Below are 5,266 nucleotides of genomic sequence, written 5' to 3'. Positions count from 1 at the left end.
GAATAAAGCCAAAGTTTATAAAATATTATTTTATATCGGCATGATTATACTTATTATACCCCCTATATTTGTTTTCGCCTGGATGATTATGATCGGTTTAAAAACTGGTGTACAAAATATTGAATATCCTCCACTTTTTTTATTTAAACCGACTTTAGAAAATTTTAGAGCTGTTTTTCAGCAGCATAATTTTTTAAGGTACTTAACTAATAGTTTTATCATTGCAACTTTTGCTACTTTAATTTCTCTTTTTATAGGTCTACCGGCAGCCTATTCTATTGCCCGATATAAACAAAGAAATCTAAGTATCGGAATTCTTGTTGCCCGTATGACCCCTTTTGTAAGTTATTTATTACCCTGGTATATAGTTTTCCGAAAACTTAATCTTATTGATACTTTTACTGCCTTGATTATTACGCATTTAATCATTACCTTGCCGATGATTATCTGGCTTATGATTGCTTTCTTCGAAGGAGTACCCATAGAATTGGAAGAAGCAGCTCTTATAGACGGTTGTGTCCGCTCAGAAACTTTTTTACGCGTTGCCCTACCACTTTCTAAAAATGGGATTATTACTTCAGCAATTATATCTTTTATTTTTTCCTGGAATCAGTTCTTGTTTTCTTTGATATTATCCGGACCTAAAACAAGGACGGTTCCGGTAGCAGTCTATAATTTTATGTCCTATGGGAAGATTGATTGGGCAGGGATTGGAGCCGCAGCAACAATAATTGTTTTTCCAGTCTTAATTTTTGCATTTTTTGTAAAAAACAGGATTGTAGAAGGCTTAACCAGGGGTGCTCTTAAAGGATAAGTTATTAGAATGTTAACGGAACGGTTATTATGACAATCCAGATTGGATAGTGGTCGCTTTCTTTTTGGTTAAGTTAAAAAAATTTGAGGTTAAGAGGTTAAAAATAGGGATAAGACAATGAAAGAATTAGATCAACAATTAGCAAATAATGGCTATAAGAGCTCTATTGTGTCTATTCAGCGTTTACCTGATTTACAACGGAACTTGGAAGACCTCCTAGAAAAAGAGATCTTAAGTAAAAATTTTTATCATGAAATCGTATCGCGTTATAATTTATTTTTTGATTTTATACCCCCCGCCGATTTTCTACTATCACAATCGATAATTATAACTGCCGCAATTCAACCCAAAGTTAGTGTAAAATTTAATTTATCCAATAAAACATTTGTTGTTATTATTCCACCTACCTACATGGACGATACAGATAGAGAGGTTTCCCGTATCGTATCTCTCAATTTACAAAAATATGGATATAAAATATACAATGCGAAACTACCACTAAAACTTCTTGCAGCTCACAGTGGATTAGCAAATTATGGGAAAAATAATCTTGCCTATATAGACGGTTGGGGAAGTTTTTTTAAATTGAAGGCGTTTTTTTCAGATATGCCAAGCATAGAGGATAATTGGTATGAAGTCAGAATGATGGAATCCTGTGATAAATGTGTAGCATGTATAAATAAATGTCCGACCAGTGCAATCCGTCAGGATAGATTTTTAATAACTGCGGAAAAATGTTTGACTTTCTTTAACGAAAAATCAGACAATTTTCCGGGATGGGTTAACCTGAATTGGCATAATTGTCTTATAGGCTGTATGGCATGTCAAGATGCTTGCCCAGTTAATAAAGAAAATACTAAGCATGTTGTTCCGGGAGGAGAATTTTTAGAAGAAGAAACTTTAATGATTCTTAAAGGGAACTCAAAAGATAAACTTCCGCTTGAAACAATTGAAAAGTTAAAAAAACTTTGTCTGTTAGATGACTATAATATACTTCAAAGAAATTTGGAAGTGCTAATAAGAAAAAACGGTATTAGATCAGTAGTATAAAACTTTAACAGGGAGTTTTGAATAATCAGGGATTATACCCCATCATATAACTAAGTAAACACATGAAATTTTTCTGAAAGGAATCAAGCTAAGACCGAGCGAGGGAGGAGAGAGGAACCGTATTAGACTCAGCCCTTAATTAACAAAGTAGAATATAAAAGGATGGATAGTGTTGGCATGGAATTAAAACAAATAACCGAAAAGACCTTTTATATACCGGGTCTAATCAATATCGGCCTCTATTTAGAGGGAGATCAAGTTATTTTGATCGACAGCGGTAATGATGAATGGACCGGACGGAAAATATACCGACTTTTAGAAAAACAGGGATGGAATTTAAAGACCATCATTAATACTCATTCCAATGCCGACCATATCGGAGGTAACCACTATTTACAGAAAAAAACCAATTGTGATATTGCCGCTACTTCCATAGAAAGCACTTTTATCGAGCATCCGGATTTAGAACCATTTTTGTTGTGGGGGGCTTATCCTTTTAAATCTTTGCGCAATAAGTTCTTACAAGCCCAACCTTCCAGAGTAACTTGCATCATCAAAGATGAGGGACCAATTGTCAGTACCCATTTAACGGCATTTCCCCTGGCCGGACATTTCTTGCAGATGATCGGTGTCAAGACACCGGATGAGGTCTATTTTTTGGCAGACAGCCTGTTTTCTCCGATGATATTCGATAAGTATGCCTTAACTGTTTGTGCCGACGTAGAAGCCATGCTAAAAACATATTTATATTTGGAAAAAATAGAAGGAAAGTATTTTATTCCTTCACATGCCAAACTAACTGATAATATCAAAGATTTAATTAAAATAAATAAAGAGCATCTCTTAAAAATGAGTAGCAATATTGCTTCCTTATGTGATAAACCTATTTCCCGAGAAGATATTTTAGCTGCTATTGCTCAGGATTACCATATAGAGCTATCTTCTTCCCAGTTTGTTCTTACCTTAATTACTATTTCTGCGCATTTAAGTTATCTGTTTGATCAAAAGATCATCCATCCGATTTTTGAAAAGGGAAAGATGTTGTGGCAAAAGTTATAGCTTAAAGGTTATATAATTAGAGGGGTCAGGGGAGGAGACGAGTCTTGTAATATAACAAAGGGTATATTATATTCGCAGAATAACCAGACTCCATAGTATTGAAAGCATACGGAGAGACTCTTAAAAAGTATCTACTTGACACCCTTGACAGAGGAAGGAAATTTATAATGAATCGATTTTTAAAAATATTCTTTATAGTACTTTTTATATTATTGGAAGTATTGCAGGTTGGTTGCTGTTCCACTTTAGCATTTCCCACAACGGTTAGTGATATTCCGGTCTATTCTTATCAAGTTCTCAATACTTATCCTCATGACCAAAGTGCTTTCACTGAAGGATTGGTATTTGAAGAAGGTTTTTTATATGAAGGCACCGGTCTTTATGAATGTTCTGACTTGCGCAGAGTAGAATTAGAAACCGGAAAACTCTTACAGGTTCGTGAACTACCGAATCAATATTTTGGTGAAGGGATCACTATCTATGAGAATAAGATTATTCAATTGACCTGGAAATCTCATCTTGGTTTTATTTATGATAAATACAATTTTGAATTACTACAGGAGTTTCATTATCCCAATGAGGGTTGGGGAATTACTTATGATGGGAAATCTATAATTATGAGTGATGGTACATCTACACTACATTTCTTGGATCCTGAAACCTTTGAGGAAATCAGCCGGATTGAAGTGTGTGAAAACGATATTCCGGTAACCAAAATCAACGAATTAGAATACGTGCAAGGGGAAATCTTTGCCAATATATGGCTAACCGATCGTATCGCCAGAATTAATCCTCTGACCGGTCGGATAACTGGCTGGATAGACCTGAAAGGAATTTTAAATCGGGAAGATTGTAGCGAGAAGGTCGATGTTCTTAATGGCATTGCCTATGATGAAAAGAATAATCGCCTCTGGATAACCGGAAAGTTTTGGCCCAAACTCTTTGAAATTGAATTGATAAAAGATGAATCCAATCAGAATGGAAGTAGTTAGAGCCCATAACCTAGCCTCGGTTAGATAAATAGACCATCGAGAATCCATCCCATGGTGCACTTATTTTTTATAGAACTCAAACTTTTGTTTTAATAGTTTTTCTTCCCAAATTATTTTTAATAAAGTCAGATCTTCCGTATAATCGGTTTTGGATTCATCTTTATCGTATTCCAGATTCTCTAGAATTTCAATCGTGAAATTTCCTGCACCAAAATCATTCCATTCTTTTTGTAACTCTCTATTAGGATGAGCACTAGCTCCCAGTTTGAATTGAGTGCTATTAAGCATACCTCTCAAATTTTGAGTTGCTTCAATATAACAATTATTATTGGCTTTTGAACGAATGACAAATATTCCCATCTGCGGTCTCATCTGTTTATACTGTAATTTTAATTCTTTTTTTCTATCCATCAGATATCACCTTTCCAGAAGATTGAAAGGTTAATTTTTTTCTTTATTTTATTCATTACCCTAATAACCCATTTCCTTTAATATTCTAGATAAAGTATGTAAACGTTCTCCAATAAGTTCATCATCATTACTGAGTGCCTGGCTGAATAGTTTGATATCTTCATTAATTTTCTCATTGTCAGTGCATATAGCTACTGTCATGGCGTCACCCTGTAAACCTACTCTATCTATAACAGGATTTTTAGTATCATATAATTTTTCATCCCGATAAGCTTCCCGAAAATGGAGTTTTGTCCTGCACACAAGAATTGCCAGATCAAGTACGCGATGAAGCGGCAATTCTTCAGACTGTCGGGACCATTTTTCTCCAGTATACCTCCATACTTTAGCTGAAATATCTACCTTCCCTCTATCGTTCCACTGAGCTAATCCTAAGGAAAGACCTTTTGCGTCTGAATGGTAGGCATATCTGCCGTCAACATTTTCATAATTTTCTGACACAATGACTGGTTTATGTCTTAAAGTAGTCGGTATTTTCATTGTTTTACCTCCTGATATTATTACTAAATTACTAAACTACTAATTAAATTGTAATCAATTTTACCTATTCTGTCAATATAGACTGAAAATAGACGGTCAATTTGTTATTATTGACAGTTATTCTCATTTAAGTTATCCTTTATTCATGGTCAGAGTATTAAGAATCAAGTATGAAAATACCTTATGGTCTACCACTTCTCATTTTCACCTTCCCTTAGAATTTCCTCTGAAAAAGCTTAACGAGAAGATTAAGAGAAAAATTATTTGATGATAGCGCCTTAAAGGATTTAATTAGAAGGATTTAAGAATGGTGTTCAGAATAAAAAAGATTTATCCCCTATATTTTATTTAACTTTAGCATTCAAAAGGAGGATTTTATGTATATCGAACAATTTCATGT

General features: G+C 34.3%; 6 protein-coding genes. 4 read left to right on the top strand and 2 right to left on the bottom strand.

What is annotated here, in order from left to right; all coding sequences use genetic code 11:
- Positions 1 to 46 precede the first annotated feature (46 nt).
- The 4 genes from ENO17_01980 (at position 47) to ENO17_01965 (ending at position 3,915) form a co-directional block, all read left to right on the top strand.
- On the top strand, positions 47 to 814 hold the full coding sequence (locus ENO17_01980; protein ID HER23814.1) for a carbohydrate ABC transporter permease: 768 nt from the start codon (positions 47 to 49) through the stop codon (positions 812 to 814).
- A gap of 117 nt (positions 815 to 931) precedes the next feature.
- Positions 932 to 1,864: a FeS-binding protein gene (locus tag ENO17_01975; GenBank protein ID HER23813.1), complete on the top strand. Its 933-nt coding sequence runs from the start codon at positions 932 to 934 to the stop codon at positions 1,862 to 1,864.
- A 162-nt stretch (positions 1,865 to 2,026) separates the two neighbouring features.
- Positions 2,027 to 2,923 (top strand): MBL fold metallo-hydrolase, encoded by an 897-nt coding sequence (locus tag ENO17_01970; GenBank protein ID HER23812.1) that lies wholly within the window; start codon positions 2,027 to 2,029, stop codon positions 2,921 to 2,923.
- 167 nt (positions 2,924 to 3,090) lie between these two features.
- Positions 3,091 to 3,915 carry a glutaminyl-peptide cyclotransferase gene (locus tag ENO17_01965; GenBank protein ID HER23811.1) on the top strand — a complete coding sequence of 275 codons (825 nt, stop codon included), beginning with the start codon at positions 3,091 to 3,093 and terminating at the stop codon, positions 3,913 to 3,915.
- 60 nt (positions 3,916 to 3,975) lie between these two features.
- Here ENO17_01965 and ENO17_01960 read toward each other — a convergent pair whose 3' ends face one another.
- Both ENO17_01960 and ENO17_01955 read right to left on the bottom strand, forming a co-directional pair.
- The gene (locus ENO17_01960; protein HER23810.1) at positions 3,976 to 4,326 is read right to left on the bottom strand and encodes a GIY-YIG nuclease family protein; all 351 of its coding nucleotides are present in this window, start codon (positions 4,324 to 4,326) and stop codon (positions 3,976 to 3,978) included.
- A gap of 60 nt (positions 4,327 to 4,386) precedes the next feature.
- The gene (locus ENO17_01955; protein HER23809.1) at positions 4,387 to 4,866 is read right to left on the bottom strand and encodes a hypothetical protein; all 480 of its coding nucleotides are present in this window, start codon (positions 4,864 to 4,866) and stop codon (positions 4,387 to 4,389) included.
- Positions 4,867 to 5,266 lie beyond the last annotated feature (400 nt).

This window comes from Candidatus Atribacteria bacterium (assembly GCA_011056645.1).
In the GTDB taxonomy this organism is placed as follows: Bacteria; Atribacterota; Phoenicimicrobiia; order Phoenicimicrobiales; family Phoenicimicrobiaceae; genus Sediminicultor; species Sediminicultor quartus.
Note: the sequence above shows the minus strand (reverse complement) of the source record. Positions and strands in the feature narration are given on the sequence as shown.